Origin of the sequence: Thiobaca trueperi (assembly GCF_004342175.1) — a bacterium.
GTDB lineage: Bacteria > Pseudomonadota > Gammaproteobacteria > Chromatiales > Chromatiaceae > Thiobaca > Thiobaca trueperi.
In genome coordinates this window covers 43,764-58,458 of sequence record NZ_SMAO01000008.1, presented here as the reverse complement: position 1 = coordinate 58,458, position 14,695 = coordinate 43,764, and the positions used below count along the sequence as shown (strand labels likewise).

The window sequence follows — 14,695 nt, the reverse complement described above, 5'->3', positions numbered from 1 at the left end:
TGCCTTCATGGTGGCGGTCATCTCCGGGACGTTATGCACTGATCGCCTTTGGCTGAACGCCACACCGCGAAATCATTAGCAGAAAAAATTGGTTTGGATGGCGGCGAACTTCTTGCAGGCTTGTGCCTCATCAAGGTCATCCGGATTCACAGCATGCCAACACCGCTCCTCGCCGCGCGCGGGCTCGCATTAAACTACCGCCGTGGCGCGCCACCTGTTTTCACGGGCGTGGATCTGACCGTGCGCCCACGCGAGATCGTCGCCCTGGTCGGCGAGTCGGGCTGCGGCAAGTCCTCGCTGCTCGGTCTGCTGGCCGGACTGGCCCGCCCCTCGGCGGGCGCGATCCAGTTTCGCGGCACGCCGGTCCAAAGCACGCCGGGCGAGGTCGCGGTGGTGTTCCAGGATCCCTGTCTGCTGCCCTGGCTGTCGGTCGAGGGCAATGCCGGCTTCGGCCTGGGCTTCCGCCGTCTGGGTCTGCCGCGCGCCGAGCGTCGGGCGCGGGTCGCGGCGGCCCTGACCGATGTCGGACTCGCCGACCACGCCCGACGCTATCCCCATCAACTGTCCGGCGGCATGGCCCAGCGTCTGGCGCTGGCGCGCGCACTGGGACGCCAGCCGGCCCTGATCCTGCTCGACGAACCCTTTTCCGCCCTGGACGCCATCACCCGCGAGGCGATGCAGGCGCTGCTGACCGAGCTGGTTCATCGGCACGCGAGCGCGGCCCTGCTGGTCACTCATGACATCGACGAGGCGCTGCGGGTGTCGGATCGGGTGTTGCTGATGGGCGGACGTCCCGCCGGCATCGTCGGCGAATGGGATCTGGTCGATGCGCTCGGACCGGCGCCGCGTGAACGTCATCTCCCCCGCATCCTCGGCCTGCGCGCCGAGATCCTGGACGCCCTGACCCGGCATCGGTCTCCGGCGTTTCCTGGTGCAGGTCTGGGCGCGGGCGCGTCCGCACGCGACGCCGCAACCAGCTTTTCATTCGACCCCATCGCCTTACCGGAGACACCATGAGCACGACACTCGATCGCTCGCGGCGCGACTTTCTGCGCCTGTCCGCCCTGCTCACCGCCGCGACCGCCCTGCCGGCCTGGGCCGCACCCGCCGACGACGCCGTCCGCATCGGTTATCTGCCGATCACCGACAGCTCGCCGCTGCTGATTGCCCATGCGCGCGGTCTGTTCGCGGCAGAGGGACTGACCGCTGAGCCACCGCGTCTGTTCCGCTCCTGGGCGCAGCTCGTCGAAGCCTTCATGTCTGGGCAGGTGAATGTGGTGCATCTGCTGTCGCCGATCACGGTCTGGGCGCGCTATGGCTCGAATTTTCCAGCGAAGGTGACGGCCTGGAATCACATGGCCGGCTCGGCGCTCACTGTTGCGCCGACCATCGAGTCGGTCAAGGATCTGGGCGGCCAGCAGGTCGCGATCCCCTTCTGGTACTCGATCCACAACGTGGTGCTGCAACAGATTCTGCGCGATGCCGGTCTGACCGTGGTCACGCGCCCGCAGGGCAAGCCGGCACCGAACGAGGTGGTCCTGACCGTGATGGCCCCGGCCGACATGGGACCGGCGCTCGCCAACGGTGCCATCGCCGGCTTCATCGTCGCCGAGCCCTTCAATGCCGCCGCCGAGACCCAGGGCATCGGCAAGATCCTGCGCTTCACCGGCGATGTCTGGAACAACCATGCCTGCTGCGTCGTCTTCCAGCACGAGAAGGATCTGACCGAGCGGCCTGCGTGGTCGCAACAGGTGGTCAATGCCATCATCAAGGCCCAGCACTGGATGCGCGATCATCGCGCGGAGACCGCCGCCCTGCTCGCGCGCGACGGCAGCGGGAAATACACGCCGTTTCCGCAGCCCGTGCTGGAACGGGTGCTGGTGCCCAATGCCGAGCGCGACCGCGAGTATCTGGCCACCGGTGCCAATCGTCATGCCGACTGGAATCGCGAGCGCATCGACTTCCAGCCCTGGCCCTTCCCCTCCTACACCGAGGCGCTGGTGCGGGCGCTCAAGGACACCCAGGTCGAAGGCGACAACGGGTTTCTCGCCACTCTGGATCCGGCCTTCGTCGCGCGCGATCTGGTCGATGACCGCTTCGTGCGCAACGCCATCGAGTCCGTCGGCGGCCTCCGCGCCTTCGGCGTGACCGGCGGCTGGGAACGAAGCGAGAGGATCGCGGTGTGAGCGAGTCCGCCGAAATCCAGCCAGATTGGTCGATCACCTCGGGTTGGCGGATCGATGCGGGCTGGCTGCTGCCGGCCAGCGGACTGCTCCTGAGTCTGGCGCTCTGGTGGCTGGCGACCGCGCCCGAACTGGGCGCCTCGGCGCTGGCGGCGCGCTTCTCGCCAGCCGCGACCTGGGAGGCCACGCTGGCGCTCGCCGCCACCCATGAGCTGTGGCCGCACACCCTCGACAGCCTGCGCCGCGTCGTCGTCGGGCTCGTTCTGGCGCTGGCCGTGGGGGTGCCGATCGGTCTGCTGGTCGGCGTCTCGCGCACCTTTGAACGCTCCACCACAGCGACCTTTCAGTTCCTGCGGATGATCTCGCCGCTGTCCTGGATGCCGCTGGCGGTGATGGCGCTCGGCATCGGCGACGCGCCGGTCTATTTCCTGCTCGCCTTCGCCGCCGTCTGGCCGATCGCGCTGAACGTCGCCGCCGGGGTCCAGGCCATCGACCCGCGCTGGCTGCGTCTGGCACGCAGTCTTGCCGCCCGGCGTCTGGAGGTGCTGGTCGGCATCATCATCCCGGCCATCGTCAGTCACCTGCTCACCGGGGTGCGGCTCGCCATCGGGCTGATCTGGGTGGTGCTGGTTCCGGCCGAGATGCTTGGCGTCCAGGCCGGACTCGGTTATTTCATCCTGGATACCCGCGACCGCATGGCCTACGGCGAGCTGATGGCCGTGATTCTCTTCATCGGTCTGCTCGGCTATCTGCTCGATCTCGCGGCACGGCTCGCTCATCGCGCCTGGGATCGGCGGGATTGAGTGGAGGCAGAGCACGGCGATGACCATATCGCACCGGCGCCCGGAGATGACGCGCGCCGTCTCAACCCAGCGCCTGATCCAGATCGGCCAGCAGATCCTCCACCGCCTCAATGCCGACCGACAGCCGCAGCAGATCCGGCGGGCAGGGCGTCCCCGGTCCTTCGATGCTGGCGCGGTGCTCGACCAGACTCTCGACCCCGCCCAGCGAGGTCGCGCGCTTGAAGACCCTGAGCCGTGCGGCAACCACCCAGGCCTGCGACTCGCCCCCGGCGACCCGGATCGAGAGCATGCCGCCGAAGCCGCCGCGCATCTGCCGGGCGGCCACTGCATGGCCGGGATGCGAGGGCAGGCCCGGATAGCACACCTCGGCCACGCGCGGATCGGTTGCGAGGATGCGGGCGATCCGCTCCGCGCTGGCACAGGACTGTCTCACCCGCAGATGCAGGGTGCGCAGACCGCGCAGCAGCAGCCAGGACTCCATCGGTCCCAGGATGGCCCCGGCCAGCGGACGCGCGGCACGGATGCACTGCCAGGCCGGGCTGTCCTCGCGGGTCACCAGCACCCCGGCGATCACATCCGAATGCCCGTTGAGATACTTGGTGGCCGAGTGCAGCACCAGATCCGCGCCCAGTTCCAGCGGGCGGGTCAGCACCGGCGTCGCGACCGTGGAGTCCACCACCACCAGCGTCTGGCCGGCATGGGCCAGATCCACCGCCGCGCGGATGTCGGTGATGTCCCAGGTCGGATTGGCCGGGGTCTCGATCCACAGCAGATCGGTCGGGGCGCTCGCGAGTCCGTCCGCCAGCGAATCCAGGTCGCCGTTGTCGTACCACGCGAGATCGATCCGCCAACGCGCCGCGAATGCCTGCATCCAGTGGCGCAGCGCCCAATAGAGAATGCGCGGGACGAGGAGGCGGCGACCGGGTTCCAGTGATTGCAGAACAGCGGTCGCGGCGGCCATGCCGGAGGGATAGAGCAGCGCGCCGGAGCCGCCTTCGAGCGCGGTGAGCAGGGCCTCGACCGCATCATAGGCCGGGCTCTGGTCGCGGGCATACAGACGGCCGCCGGGGTAACTGCCGTCGCCGGCCCGCTCGAAGGTGGACGACAGATGAATGGGTGGAATCAGGTCGCCGTGAGGGGCATGAGTCAGACCCATGGCTTGGACGGCGAGAGTTTCGAGAGAACAGGGTTCGCTTGCGTTCGACATGATCGTCATCCATAAAAAAAGCGCCCTGAGGGGCGCTAAAAGATCACCACACGATGAAAAACGAAATTAGCTTCAGACTGGCTGGCGCTCCAGGCTCAGAACAGGCGGCTGTCTGAGCGATTGCGCGATCACACAGTAACGCTCGGCGAGCTTGAGCAGGATCGCGAGCTGGTCGTCGCTGGCGTCCGTGTCCAGCTCGAAACGCAACCGGATATGGCTGAATCCGACCGGTTCTCCCCTGTGATGCGTGCGTTCCGAGCCACTGGCCATCACGATGACCCGATCACTCAAATAGACTGCCTTGGCAAGGTCGTGCGTCACCAGCAGCAGGGATGTTTCCTCATGATGACGAATCAGCGGACGCCTCGCGCAGCCGCGCGATCAGCACATCGCTGGACTTGATCAGAGCCAGCACCTCACTGCCGACGGTCAGCCCCAGTTGTTTGATGGAACGGGTCGTGATCGTGGCGGTGACGATGCCGGCGCTGGTCTGGACATCCACCTCCGAGACCACCGGGCCTTCGACGATTTCGCGAATTTTGCCCTTGAATTGATTGCGGGCGTTGACGGCAACGATGGACATACATGACCTCCCGTGTGAGCGGACCGAGCGGCGATGATGCCCCTGACCGCCCGTGCCGTGAACTCAGAAAATCTGCCAAGCTCATGCCATTTTGCGACATCCGCGCCAGATCACAGCCTCCATGCCCGATGGTGGTCCATGTGCGATTTCGCGCCAATGCTTTGCAGAAATCCTTGGTTGGTCCGACCGCCGCCGCCGTCTTAAGGTGGCCTGATCGTCAGTACCGGCTCCCGGCGACCCGGAATGGCACCAACTCACCGGCCCCCTGGGCCATCCAATGGAGCGTCAAGCCATGTGCCAGGCCCCGACTTCTGCACACCTCGATCAGCGAACGGCCCACCCCGCCGTCCGGCATCCGCTGCGCATCGCCATCGTCGGCAAGGGCGGCGCGGGCAAAACGACTGTGGCCGGCGCGCTGGCGCGGACGCTGGCGGCGCAGGGTCGGCGTGTGCTGGCGCTGGACGCCGATCCAGACGCCAATCTGGCCTCGGTGCTGCCGCTTGACGGGGAGCAACGGCCGCAGCCGCTCGCCCGCCAGCAAGCCCTGCTTCACGCAGCGACTGACGCTGGCACCTTGCCGGTCGGACTTTTTCAGCTCAATCCAGACACCGGCGATCTGCTGCTGCGTGGCACCGTGACCTGGGGCGGCGGCAATCCACTGGTGGCGCTCGGTTGGGGCAAGGCCGGCGGAGAAGGCTGTTACTGCGCCGAACATGCCGTGCTGCGGCGTCTGCTGTTCGATGCCTCGGCCCTGCCCGCCGAGGTGACGCTGATCGACAGCGAGGCCGGGTTGGAGCATCTGAGCCGGGGCACCATCGCCGGGGTGGATCTGGTGCTGGTGGTGGTCGAGCCGGGACAGCGGAGTCTGGAGACCGCCATCGCGGTACGACGGCTTGCCGGGGATCTCGGGATCGCGCGCGTCCATGCCGTGGTCTGCGGTTATCGGGATCACGCTGAATTGCTCCGGCTGCGCTGCTGGCTCGGCGACTGGCCGGCGGTCGCCGCCTTTCCCTATGACGAGCAGGTACGCGCGGCCGATCTCGCCGGCACGCCGCCGGTGCTGGCGGGTGAGTTCCTGGCTGCGGCTGAAACGCTGGCAGCCAGCGTCCTGCAATTGGACGGCACGCTTCAGACGGCACACGCATGAGCCCACAGACACCCAGGGAGGCACGCAAAGGCTTCCCCACCAAGGCCGATGTCATGGCCCAGACCCCCGATCCGGCGGTGCGCCAGATGCTGGTACGGATGGAACAGCTCGGCATCGAGACTGCTTTCGACCGCTTCGATGCGCAGAAGGCCCACTGCGGGTTCGGGCTCGACGGCACCTGCTGTCGCATCTGCAACATGGGTCCGTGCAAGGTGACGGCACGCAGTCCGCGCGGGGTCTGCGGGGCGGATGCCGATCTGATCGTGGCGCGCAACATCCTGCGCTGGGTCGCCGCCGGTGTGGCCTCGCATGGCGCGCGTGGACGCGAGGTGATGCTGACGCTCAAGGCCGCCGCCGAAGGGCGCGTGGCCCTGCCGATCCGGGGCGAGGCCAAGGCGCGCGCCATCGCCCGCGCCTTCGGCATCGACGACCCGGTCAAGAGCCTGCCCGAACTCGCGGGCGAGATCGCCGACCTCCTGCTGGAGGATCTATCGCGCAGCGTCCCCGGCGCGCACCGCACCCTCCAGGCGCTCGCGCCGCCGGAGCGGCAGGCTATCTGGAAGGCACTCGACATCCTGCCGATCAGCGCCTATCACGAGGTTTTCGAGGCGTTGCACCGCACCGGAACCGGCACCGATGGCGATTGGGAGAACGTCATGCGCCAACTGCTGCGCTGCGGACTCGCCTTTGCCTGGAGCAGCGTGCTCGGCTCATCGATCGCGATGGACATCCTCTATGGCCCGCCGCGCCGTGATCGCATTGCCGCCAATCTCGGCGCGCTGGATCCGGACACGGTCAATATCGCTATCCACGGTCATTCGCCGGTGCTGCCGATGGCTATCGTCGCGGCGGCCGACGATCCGGAACTGCGCGCGCTGGCGAGCGCACGCGGCGCGACCGGCATCCGCTTCTACGGCATCTGCTGTTCCGGACTCTCGTCGCTCTACCGTCACGGCGGGGTCAGTCCGCTCGCCAATGCCATCGGCGCCGAACTGGTGCTGGGCACCGGCGCGCTCGATCTCTGGATCGCCGATGTCCAGGATGTCTATCCCGGCATCATGGATGTGGCGCGCTGCTTCCATACCCGCGTCGTGACCACCAGCGACTCCTGCCGCCTGCCGGGGGCCACGCACATCGGTTTCGACCATCATCACGCCAACCTCGCCGAGGTCCATGAGTTGGCTCGCCGGATCGTGCGGATGGGCATCGATCAATTCCCGCAGCGGCGTGCCGCCAATGTCTTCGTGCCGCGTCAGGTGATGGAGGCCGAGATCGGCTTTTCGGTCGAGAGCATCACCGAGTCGTTCGACGGGCTGCCGAATCTGCTGGCGGCGCTGGCCGATGGCCGGGTGCGCGGCATCGTCAATCTGGTCGGCTGCAACAACCCCAAGGTGCTCTACGAAAAGACCCTGTGCGAGGTGGCCGATGCGCTGTTGGCCGCCGATTGTCTGATCCTTACCAACGGCTGCGCCTCCTTTCCGCTGCTCAAGCTCGGCTATTGCACCGAGACGGCGCTGGAGCGCACCGGTCCCGGTCTGCGCGCGCTGCTCGGCGAGCGCGGGCTGCCGCCGGTCTGGCACATGGGCGAATGCCTCGACAACGCACGCGCCTCGGGACTCTTTCGGGCGCTGGCCGATCTGGCCGGACAGCCGATCAAGGCCATGCCTTTCGCCTTCGCCAGCCCGGAATGGAGCAATGAAAAGGGTGTAGGCGCCGCGCTCGGCTTCCGGCTACTCGGCGTGCCCTCTTATCATTGCGTGCCTGCCCCCATCGGTGGCTCGGCGGCGGTCTCGCGGTTCTTTCACGAGACGACTCAAGACGCACTGGGCGCGGCGATGGTCGTCGAGCGTGATCCGCAGCGTCTGGCACAGCGGATCATTGATGATCTGAGTCGTGCAGAGAGACGATGACCGAGCCGCTCCTTGACGGGGCCGAGATGCGCGATTCGCTGCTGATGCGCTGATTCAGGAAAACTCGCGACAGGCGTCGTTCACGCCGATACGGCTTGAGCGTGAACGACTATGCCGCCTCGCCCTCACACAGAAGCAGATTCGGGGCCGCCCGCGCGTATCCCTGTTCGCCGACCAGCACGTCGAGGGCCAGCGTCGCCAGATCATCAGCGGTTGGATCGACCTGGATATCCCTGGACTGAAAAAAGAGTTTGGTATAGGCGTGGCATTGGTCGCAGGTTTCGGCTGCAACGGCGGGATATTCGCCCTCCAGACTCAGATATTGGACCACCGAACCGGAATCGCAGAGCGTGCAGCGGGCGCGCACGCTATTCCAGCGCGTGGCGCACAGACAGCATTCCTGGTAGCGCAGCCCTGCCCTGCCCTCTCCGGCCAGGATGATGCTGCCGACGGCAACGCTGCCGCAATGCGGACAGGTCGCGGCATTGGCGGCGCTGGCATTGGATGTCGCGGTCTGGCGGGCATCGACACTCCAGGCGACCTGCATCGAGGCGGCAATCAGCAGGTCTTCGAGTTCGCGACCCGCGCCAATGGCCTCACCCCTGGCGATGAGTCGGTTGCGTTCGAGACGGGCGGTCAGTTCGGATGGCGTGATGTCGATCGCGAAGCGCGGATAGCGGGTGACACCCGGCGGGGCCTGGGTCGGAAGAAACGGGATCAATCGCGAGCGGATCTCGGCAATGCGTGCTGGCGGAATGGAAGGAGGCGCGCTCGGCGTCGTTTCACCGTTCGCGTCGTCGGAGCGCGAACCGGCCTGCCGTTCGAACGCGAGCTGTTGAGCGGCACACAATTCGGCAAACCAGGACAGCCATGGCCCCAGCGTGTGCGTAGCAGCCAACTGGCGCAGACGTCTGCCACGTTGCGCGAACAGATCCGCTGCCGGAGTCAGCCGGAGTTGGGGGGCGATTGGGGTCGGAATCGTTTGTTCGGTGAGCATGGGGAACCGGGTCGGTTGGATGTCGGCGATTCACATGATCGCACTGGGATGGGTGGCTGCTTGCGGTGTCAGGTCGAGCCGCTCGGCATTGCTGTAGGCGACCCGCTGTCCGGTACGAGCGAAGCCGACCAGCAGGATGCCGGCCGCCTCGGCCTGTTCGATGGCGTAGCTGGTGGGAGCTGAGACGGCGACCAGGGATGAAATCCCGAAGCGGGCCGCCTTCTGGACCATCTCGTAAGAGGCACGACTGGTGATCAGGGCGAAGCCCTCTTCCAGCGGCTGACCCGTGCGCGCCAGCGCACCCAGCAGCTTGTCGAGTGCATTGTGGCGACCGACATCCTCGCGTAGAGAGAGGATGCGCCCCTGTCCGTCGACCCAGGCGGCGGCATGGCTGGCGCCGGTGCGGTTGCGCAGGGGTTGCAGATGGGGTAGCTGGCGCAATGCCTCGTCGATCGCCGCGACGCTCAGTCGCCTCGCGGCATCGACCCGCACCCCGGTGGCGTGAGCCGACAGGGTATCGAGGCTGTCGATGCCGCACAGACCGCAGCCGCTGCGTCCGGCGAGATGGCGTCGGCGCTCCTTGATGGCGGCAAAACGTCGGGCGGCGATGACCATGTTCAGGACGACACCCTGACCATGGGTCTGGATGTCGAGAGTGTGGATTTCATGCGCGTGCTCGACGATGCCTTCGCCCAGACTGAAGCCAATGGCGAAGTCCTCCAGGTCAGCGGGTGACGCCATCATGACCGCGTGTGAAATCCGGTTGTAGACCAGGGCCACCGGCACTTCTGCGATGACCTCGTCGTCTTCGCGTGCCGCTTCGTCGTGGCGAATCCGCACGACCTCGCGCCAGGCGGTCGCGATTGGCGTGCCGGCCTCGTCCCGCCATACAGCGGCGGAAGACTCCAGATGAGTATGGAGCATGGAGTGTCTCCGGTCAGTTGTCGGCATCGGCGCCAGCGGCGCCGATGCCGGTTCCATTAATCGCGGGTGACCTGGCGATACCAGTCGCGATGATGCTGCTTGGCCCAGGCGCGGGTGACGGTGCCGTACCACATGGCGCGGATGGTGCCCGTGACCCAGATGGCGGCGTAGACATGAACGAAGATCAGACAGATCATGACCACGGCGGTGGCCGAATGCACCACGGCGGCCCAGCGGACCCACTCGACCGGGAAGTCGAAATAGGCCCGCCAGAGGACGATCCCGGAGGGGATCAGCAGCAGCATGCCCAGCAGCAGCAGCCAGAACAGCAGCTTCTGTCCGCCGTTGTATTTACCCTGTTCCGGCATGCCTTCGTCATTGCCGTTCACCATCTCGCCGATGCGCCCGATCCATTGCCAATCGACCCGGCTCATCAGGTTGTGTTTCGTGAAGCGGATGACCATGAGGATGAAGGCCAAACCCATCAGCACCCCGAAGATGGGATGGAGGATGCGCGCCCAGGTGCCGCCTCCGAAGAGCATCGTGAAGGGGTAGAAGGCCGGATGGAAGAACGCCAGCCCGGACATCCCGAGCAAAATGAAGCTGATCCCAACGACCCAATGCGTGGCGCGCTGGCCGGGGGTGTAGCGGGTCAGGTCTCTCGGGTTGCGTCTCATGCCGCTTCCTCCTCTTTCTCGATCTCTTTGGAGACCGCGTTTGGTCCCTTGGTGACATAGTGGAAAAGGCTGGCGAAACCGACCAGGGCCATGGTCGCGATCGCCAGGGGCTTGGCCAGTCCCTTCCACAGCTCGACCAGCGGACTGATGGCCGGATCCTGCGGCAGCCCGTAGAGTTCCGGCCGGTCGGCATGGTGCAGCACATACATCACATGGGTACCGCCGACGCCTGGGGGATCGTAGAGTCCGGCGTTGGCGAAACCCCGCTGTTGCAGGTTGGCAATCCGCTCGGCGGCGATGACCTGCATGTCCTCCTTGCTGCCGAACCGGAGGGCGCCCGTGGGACAGGTCTTGACGCAGGAGGGTTCCTGGCCCACGGCCACGCGATCCGAGCACAGCGAGCACTTGTAGACCTTGCCATCTTCCTCGGACAGGCGGGGAATGTTGAAGGGACAGCCGGTGAGGCAATAGCCGCAACCGGTGCAGTGCTCCTGATGAAAGTCCACGATCCCGTTCTTGAACTGAACGATGGCATCAGGCGCCGGGCAGGACAGGACGCAGCCGGGATCCGCGCAATGCATGCAGCCATCCTTGCGGATCAGCCATTGCAACCGGCCCCCCTCCTCTACCTCGGCGTAACGCATCACCGTCCAGGCCTGCGGCGAGAGGTCGATCGGGTTGTCATAGACGCCGATGTTGCTGCCCACCGGAGCACGGATGTCGTTCCACTCGGAACAGGAGACCTGGCAGGCCTTGCAGCCGATACAGGTGGTGACGTCGATCAGTTTGGCCACTTCCAGCGGGGTCCGCACGCCGGGAACAGGCGTGGTGGTGGCGGAACGGCGCTCGATATCGAGAGATTGCAATGCCATGGTTCACGCCCCTGCCGCGATCGTCGGGATCTTTTCGAGGTTGACGAGGAATGCCTTGTATTCCGGGCACTGCGTGTTGCAGTCACCCACGGCTGGCGTCAGGACATTGGTCAGGTAGCCCTTCTTGGCCAGGGTTTCCCAGCCCCAGTGCAGGGGGATGCCGATCTGGTGCACCGTCTGCTGATTGACCGTCAATGTCTTGAGACGCTTGGTCACCACCGCTTTGGCCCTGATGAAACCGCGATTCGAGCTGACCTTGACCATGTCGCCCTGCGCGATGCCTTTCTCCCTGGCCAGCGCCTCGCTGATCTCGACGAACTGCTCGGGTTGGGCGATGGCGTTCAGGCGCACCTGCTTGGTCCAGAACTGGAAGTGCTCGGTCAGCCGGTAGGTCGTGCCAACATAGGGGAAGTTGTCGCGACTCCCGAGACGCTCCCGATCACCGGGGAAGATGCGCACCGCCGGGCTGGTGATCTGGTTCGGGTGCAGCGGGTTGGTGACGAGCGGCGACTCCATCGGCTCATAGTGTTCCGGCAAGGGGCCATCGGCCAGCTTATCGACGGCGAACAGACGGGCCTGACCTTCGGCGGTCATGATGAACGGATCCATGCCGCTGCCCGGCGCGGCATCGGCCTTGAAGTCGGGCACGTCACCGCCGCCCCAGCGTTCGCCGTTCCAGGCAATGATCCTGCGTTTCGGGTCCCAGGGTTTGCCGTCCGGATCGCAGGAGGCGCGGTTATAGAGAACGCGGCGGTTGGCCGGCCAGGCGAAGGCCCAGTTCGGCGTGTTGCCAAGGCCGGTATCGGTATTGTCGCGCCGCGCCATCATGTTCCCGGCCTCGGTCCAGCTACCGGCGTAGATCCAGACCGCGCACAGGGTGCTGCCATCGTCGCGCAGCACCGTGAAATTAGGCACCTGCTCGCCTTTTTTGACCAGCAACTTGGTCGGATCCTTGGGGTCAGGTACGTCGGCCAGCGCACGACCGTTCATTTCCCGGGTCAGTTCGACCGGGCTCGGCGACAGGGGATCGTTGTACGGCCAGGACAGGTTCAGGATGGGCTCGGGAACGCTGCCACCCTCCTGCTGGTACAGGTCGCGCAGGGCCATGAACAGTTCGGCGAGGATTTCCGGATCGGCCTTGGCCTCAGCCGGCGGTTCCGCGCCCTTGTAGTGCCATTGCATCCAGCGTCCGGAGTTGACTGTCGAGCCCTCCTCCTCGGCAAAGCAGGTCGAGGGCAGGCGGAAGACCTCGGTCATGATCTTGGACGAATCGACGTTGTTCGATTCGCCGTGGTTCTGCCAGAAGCTCGCCGTCTCGGTGGCAAGGGGGTCGATGACGACCATGTACCTCAGCTTGGAGAACGCCTCGACCACCCGGTTGGCGTCCGGGAACGAGCCCATGGGATTGAAGCCCTGGACGATCAGGCCGTTCACCTTGCCCTGCTGCATCAGCTCGGTCAGGTGCAGCGTGTCGTAGAGTTTGTCCCACTTGGGCAGCCAGTCGTAACCCCAGTCGTTGTCCCGGGTCGCCTTGTCGCCCCAGAACCATTTCATCTGGCTGACGAAAAACCTGGAGGTGTTCGACCAGTAGTTGAGCTGACCGTCACGCAGCGGTGCAGGCGTCACCTTCGCGATGTAGTCGGCGAAGGTCGGGTGGTTCTTCTCGTTGGGCAGCGACATGTAGCCTGGCAGGTTGGTCGAGAGCAGGCCAATGTCGGTGATGCCCTGGACGTTGGCGTGACCGCGCAGGGCGTTGATGCCGCCGCCGGCCATGCCGATATTGCCGAGCAGGAGCTGGATGATGGCCATGCTGCGGATGTTCTGGGTGCCCACCGTGTGCTCGGTCCAGCCCAGTGCATAGAGGACGGTCGCCACCTTATTGGGCGCCGAGGTCTCGCCGAGCAGTTCGCAGACCGTCAGGAAATCTTCCGTGGGCGTCCCGGTCAGGTCATTGACGACCTCCGGCGTATAGCGGGCGTAGTGGGCCTTCAGCAGGTTCCAGACGCAGCGGGGATGTTGCAGTGTCGGGTCGGTCTTGATTTTGCCCTGCTCGTCCAGTTCGTAGTTCCAACTGCTGCGGTCGTAGCGGCCCTGTTCCTTGTCGAAGCCGGAGAAGACGCCGTCTTCGAAGCCATAGCCCTCACCGATGATGGAACGGGCGTTGGTGTAGGCCTTGACGTATTCCCACTGGATCCTGTCGTTGGCGATCAGCCAGTTGATGACGCCGCCAAGGAACACGATGTCGGAACCGGCGCGCAGCGGCACATAGAGGTCGGCCACCGAGGCCGTGCGGTTGAAGCGCGGATCGACGACGACCAGCTTGGCGCCGCGCTGCTTCATGGCCTCGATCGCCCAGCGGAATCCGACCGGGTGGGCTTCGGCGGCATTGCCGCCCATGACCAGCACGAGGTCGGCGTTCTTGATGTCTACCCAATTGTTGGTCATCGCACCGCGCCCGAAGGAGGGGCCGAGGGCCGCTACCGTCGGCGCATGGCAGATGCGGGCCTGGGTGTCGGTGGCGACGATGCCCAGGGCGCGGATGATCTTCTGGGTCAGGATGCCGGTTTCGTTGGAGGCCGCCGAACAGGTCAGCACGCCGGTGGAGAGCCAGCGATTGACCGGTACGCCGTCGGCATTCCTGGCGACGATATTGGCGTCGCGGTCGGCCTTCATGTGTCTGGCGATGCGCTCGATGGCCTCGTGCCAGGAAATCCGCGTCCATTCCTTGCTGCCAGCCTCGCGCACTTCAGGGTACTTCAGGCGGTGCGGACTGTGGATGAAGTCGAGCAGGCCCGACCCCTTCGGGCACAGCGCGCCACGGCTGACCGGATGGTCGGGGTCGCCCTCAATGTGGATGATCTCCGCTTTCGAGTTCTTGCTGCCGGTGCCCAGGCTGTACATCAGCAGACCGCAGCCAACTGAGCAGTAAGTACAGATATTGCGGATTTCCCGGGCACCCGTCAGCTTGAACTGTCGCACCTCCGCCTGGGCGGCGATCGGCGCCATGCCGACCGCCGCCAGACTGGAATAGCCCAGCCCTGCCGCCGAGATCTTGAAAAACTGCCGTCGCGAGATCTGCATGCGATGAGTCCCCCTCTAATTATTTGTTATCAAGAACAAGAGGTTTGTTTTTAACGCCATCTGCGTGGCGCCAATGCAGCATGGTGAACACAGGGTCTTGAGGTGGAGAAAATAGCCTGCTTGATCTGAATCAGAGTACAGCCATGTTGTTTGCCGACTTTATCACCACAGTATTTGTCTTGTATATGCTATGCATAAAACACGCTTGGTGGCTACGGGCGGCCTTATTGAAGTGCCTGATGATCCCAAAGGCATAAGCATCAAGCGCCGATCTGGCAGGTTGGCAGCACATTCAATCACTTCTTTGCGCC

General features: G+C 65.3%; 13 protein-coding genes. 5 read left to right on the top strand and 8 right to left on the bottom strand.

From position 1 onward, the window contains the following. Positions 1–153 precede the first annotated feature (153 nt). From EDC35_RS14420 to EDC35_RS14410, 3 genes are read left to right on the top strand one after another with little or no spacing between them, the layout of a single operon-like run. A complete protein-coding gene (locus EDC35_RS14420) occupies positions 154–1,017 on the top strand; it encodes an ABC transporter ATP-binding protein (protein ID WP_132977965.1) in 864 nt (287 codons plus the stop codon). Continuing rightward, complete coding sequence (locus EDC35_RS14415; protein ID WP_132977964.1) at positions 1,014–2,186, top strand: ABC transporter substrate-binding protein; 1,173 nt, start codon at positions 1,014–1,016, stop codon at positions 2,184–2,186. Before EDC35_RS14420 ends, EDC35_RS14415 begins: the two co-directional genes overlap by 4 nt. Then, a complete protein-coding gene (locus EDC35_RS14410; protein WP_207896252.1) occupies positions 2,183–2,986 on the top strand; it encodes an ABC transporter permease in 804 nt (267 codons plus the stop codon). The genes EDC35_RS14415 and EDC35_RS14410 overlap by 4 nt, the downstream gene beginning before the upstream one ends. Before the next feature lie 61 nt (positions 2,987–3,047). On the opposite strand, the gene EDC35_RS14405 is transcribed toward EDC35_RS14410, so the two are convergent. From EDC35_RS14405 to EDC35_RS14395, 3 genes are all read right to left on the bottom strand, one after another. After that, positions 3,048–4,193: a trans-sulfuration enzyme family protein gene (locus EDC35_RS14405; RefSeq protein WP_132977963.1), complete on the bottom strand. Its 1,146-nt coding sequence runs from the start codon at positions 4,191–4,193 to the stop codon at positions 3,048–3,050. Between the two features lie 72 nt (positions 4,194–4,265). Then, a complete protein-coding gene (locus tag EDC35_RS14400) occupies positions 4,266–4,514 on the bottom strand; it encodes an OsmC family protein (RefSeq protein ID WP_207896250.1) in 249 nt (82 codons plus the stop codon). Positions 4,515–4,533: 19 nt separating this feature from the next. Then, entirely contained in the window at positions 4,534–4,776 is a 243-nt protein-coding gene (locus tag EDC35_RS14395) for a TOBE domain-containing protein (RefSeq protein WP_132977962.1), read from the bottom strand. A 292-nt stretch (positions 4,777–5,068) separates the two neighbouring features. On the opposite strand from EDC35_RS14395, the gene EDC35_RS14390 reads away from it, so the two are divergent. Both EDC35_RS14390 and cooS read left to right on the top strand, forming a co-directional pair. After that, positions 5,069–5,923, top strand: coding sequence for an ATP-binding protein (locus tag EDC35_RS14390; protein ID WP_165903445.1), 855 nt, complete (start codon positions 5,069–5,071; stop codon positions 5,921–5,923). Further along, on the top strand, positions 5,920–7,833 hold the full coding sequence (gene cooS, locus EDC35_RS14385; protein WP_132977960.1) for an anaerobic carbon-monoxide dehydrogenase catalytic subunit: 1,914 nt from the start codon (positions 5,920–5,922) through the stop codon (positions 7,831–7,833). The genes EDC35_RS14390 and cooS overlap by 4 nt, the downstream gene beginning before the upstream one ends. A gap of 109 nt (positions 7,834–7,942) precedes the next feature. On the opposite strand, the gene fdhE is transcribed toward cooS, so the two are convergent. Genes fdhE through fdnG form a run of 5 tightly spaced genes read right to left on the bottom strand, consistent with a single transcriptional unit; the run spans position 7,943 to position 14,384 of the window. Continuing rightward, entirely contained in the window at positions 7,943–8,830 is an 888-nt protein-coding gene (gene fdhE, locus EDC35_RS14380; RefSeq protein WP_132977959.1) for a formate dehydrogenase accessory protein FdhE domain-containing protein, read from the bottom strand. A 30-nt stretch (positions 8,831–8,860) separates the two neighbouring features. Continuing rightward, positions 8,861–9,754: a formate dehydrogenase accessory sulfurtransferase FdhD gene (gene fdhD, locus EDC35_RS14375; RefSeq protein WP_132977958.1), complete on the bottom strand. Its 894-nt coding sequence runs from the start codon at positions 9,752–9,754 to the stop codon at positions 8,861–8,863. A 56-nt stretch (positions 9,755–9,810) separates the two neighbouring features. Beyond that, on the bottom strand, positions 9,811–10,431 hold the full coding sequence (locus EDC35_RS14370) for a formate dehydrogenase subunit gamma (protein WP_132977957.1): 621 nt from the start codon (positions 10,429–10,431) through the stop codon (positions 9,811–9,813). Continuing rightward, positions 10,428–11,303 (bottom strand): formate dehydrogenase subunit beta, encoded by an 876-nt coding sequence (gene fdxH, locus EDC35_RS14365; RefSeq protein ID WP_132977956.1) that lies wholly within the window; start codon positions 11,301–11,303, stop codon positions 10,428–10,430. The genes EDC35_RS14370 and fdxH overlap by 4 nt, the downstream gene beginning before the upstream one ends. Positions 11,304–11,306: 3 nt before the next feature. Beyond that, positions 11,307–14,384 carry a formate dehydrogenase-N subunit alpha gene (gene fdnG, locus EDC35_RS14360; protein ID WP_132977955.1) on the bottom strand — a complete coding sequence of 1,026 codons (3,078 nt, stop codon included), beginning with the start codon at positions 14,382–14,384 and terminating at the stop codon, positions 11,307–11,309. Positions 14,385–14,695: the final 311 nt, after the last annotated feature.

Bases quoted from the DNA above. Each gene is read 5' to 3' on its own strand.
- EDC35_RS14420 (WP_132977965.1), top strand. From the start codon at position 154: ATGCCAACACCGCTCCTCGCCGCGCGCGGGCTCGCATTAAACTACCGC.
- EDC35_RS14415 (WP_132977964.1), top strand. From the start codon at position 1,014: ATGAGCACGACACTCGATCGCTCGCGGCGCGACTTTCTGCGCCTGTCC.
- EDC35_RS14405 (WP_132977963.1), bottom strand. From the start codon at position 4,193: ATGTCGAACGCAAGCGAACCCTGTTCTCTCGAAACTCTCGCCGTCCAA.
- EDC35_RS14395 (WP_132977962.1), bottom strand. From the start codon at position 4,776: ATGTCCATCGTTGCCGTCAACGCCCGCAATCAATTCAAGGGCAAAATT.
- EDC35_RS14390 (WP_165903445.1), top strand. From the start codon at position 5,069: ATGTGCCAGGCCCCGACTTCTGCACACCTCGATCAGCGAACGGCCCAC.
- cooS (WP_132977960.1), top strand. From the start codon at position 5,920: ATGAGCCCACAGACACCCAGGGAGGCACGCAAAGGCTTCCCCACCAAG.
- fdhE (WP_132977959.1), bottom strand. From the start codon at position 8,830: ATGCTCACCGAACAAACGATTCCGACCCCAATCGCCCCCCAACTCCGG.
- fdhD (WP_132977958.1), bottom strand. From the start codon at position 9,754: ATGCTCCATACTCATCTGGAGTCTTCCGCCGCTGTATGGCGGGACGAG.
- EDC35_RS14370 (WP_132977957.1), bottom strand. From the start codon at position 10,431: ATGAGACGCAACCCGAGAGACCTGACCCGCTACACCCCCGGCCAGCGC.
- fdxH (WP_132977956.1), bottom strand. From the start codon at position 11,303: ATGGCATTGCAATCTCTCGATATCGAGCGCCGTTCCGCCACCACCACG.
- fdnG (WP_132977955.1), bottom strand. From the start codon at position 14,384: ATGCAGATCTCGCGACGGCAGTTTTTCAAGATCTCGGCGGCAGGGCTG.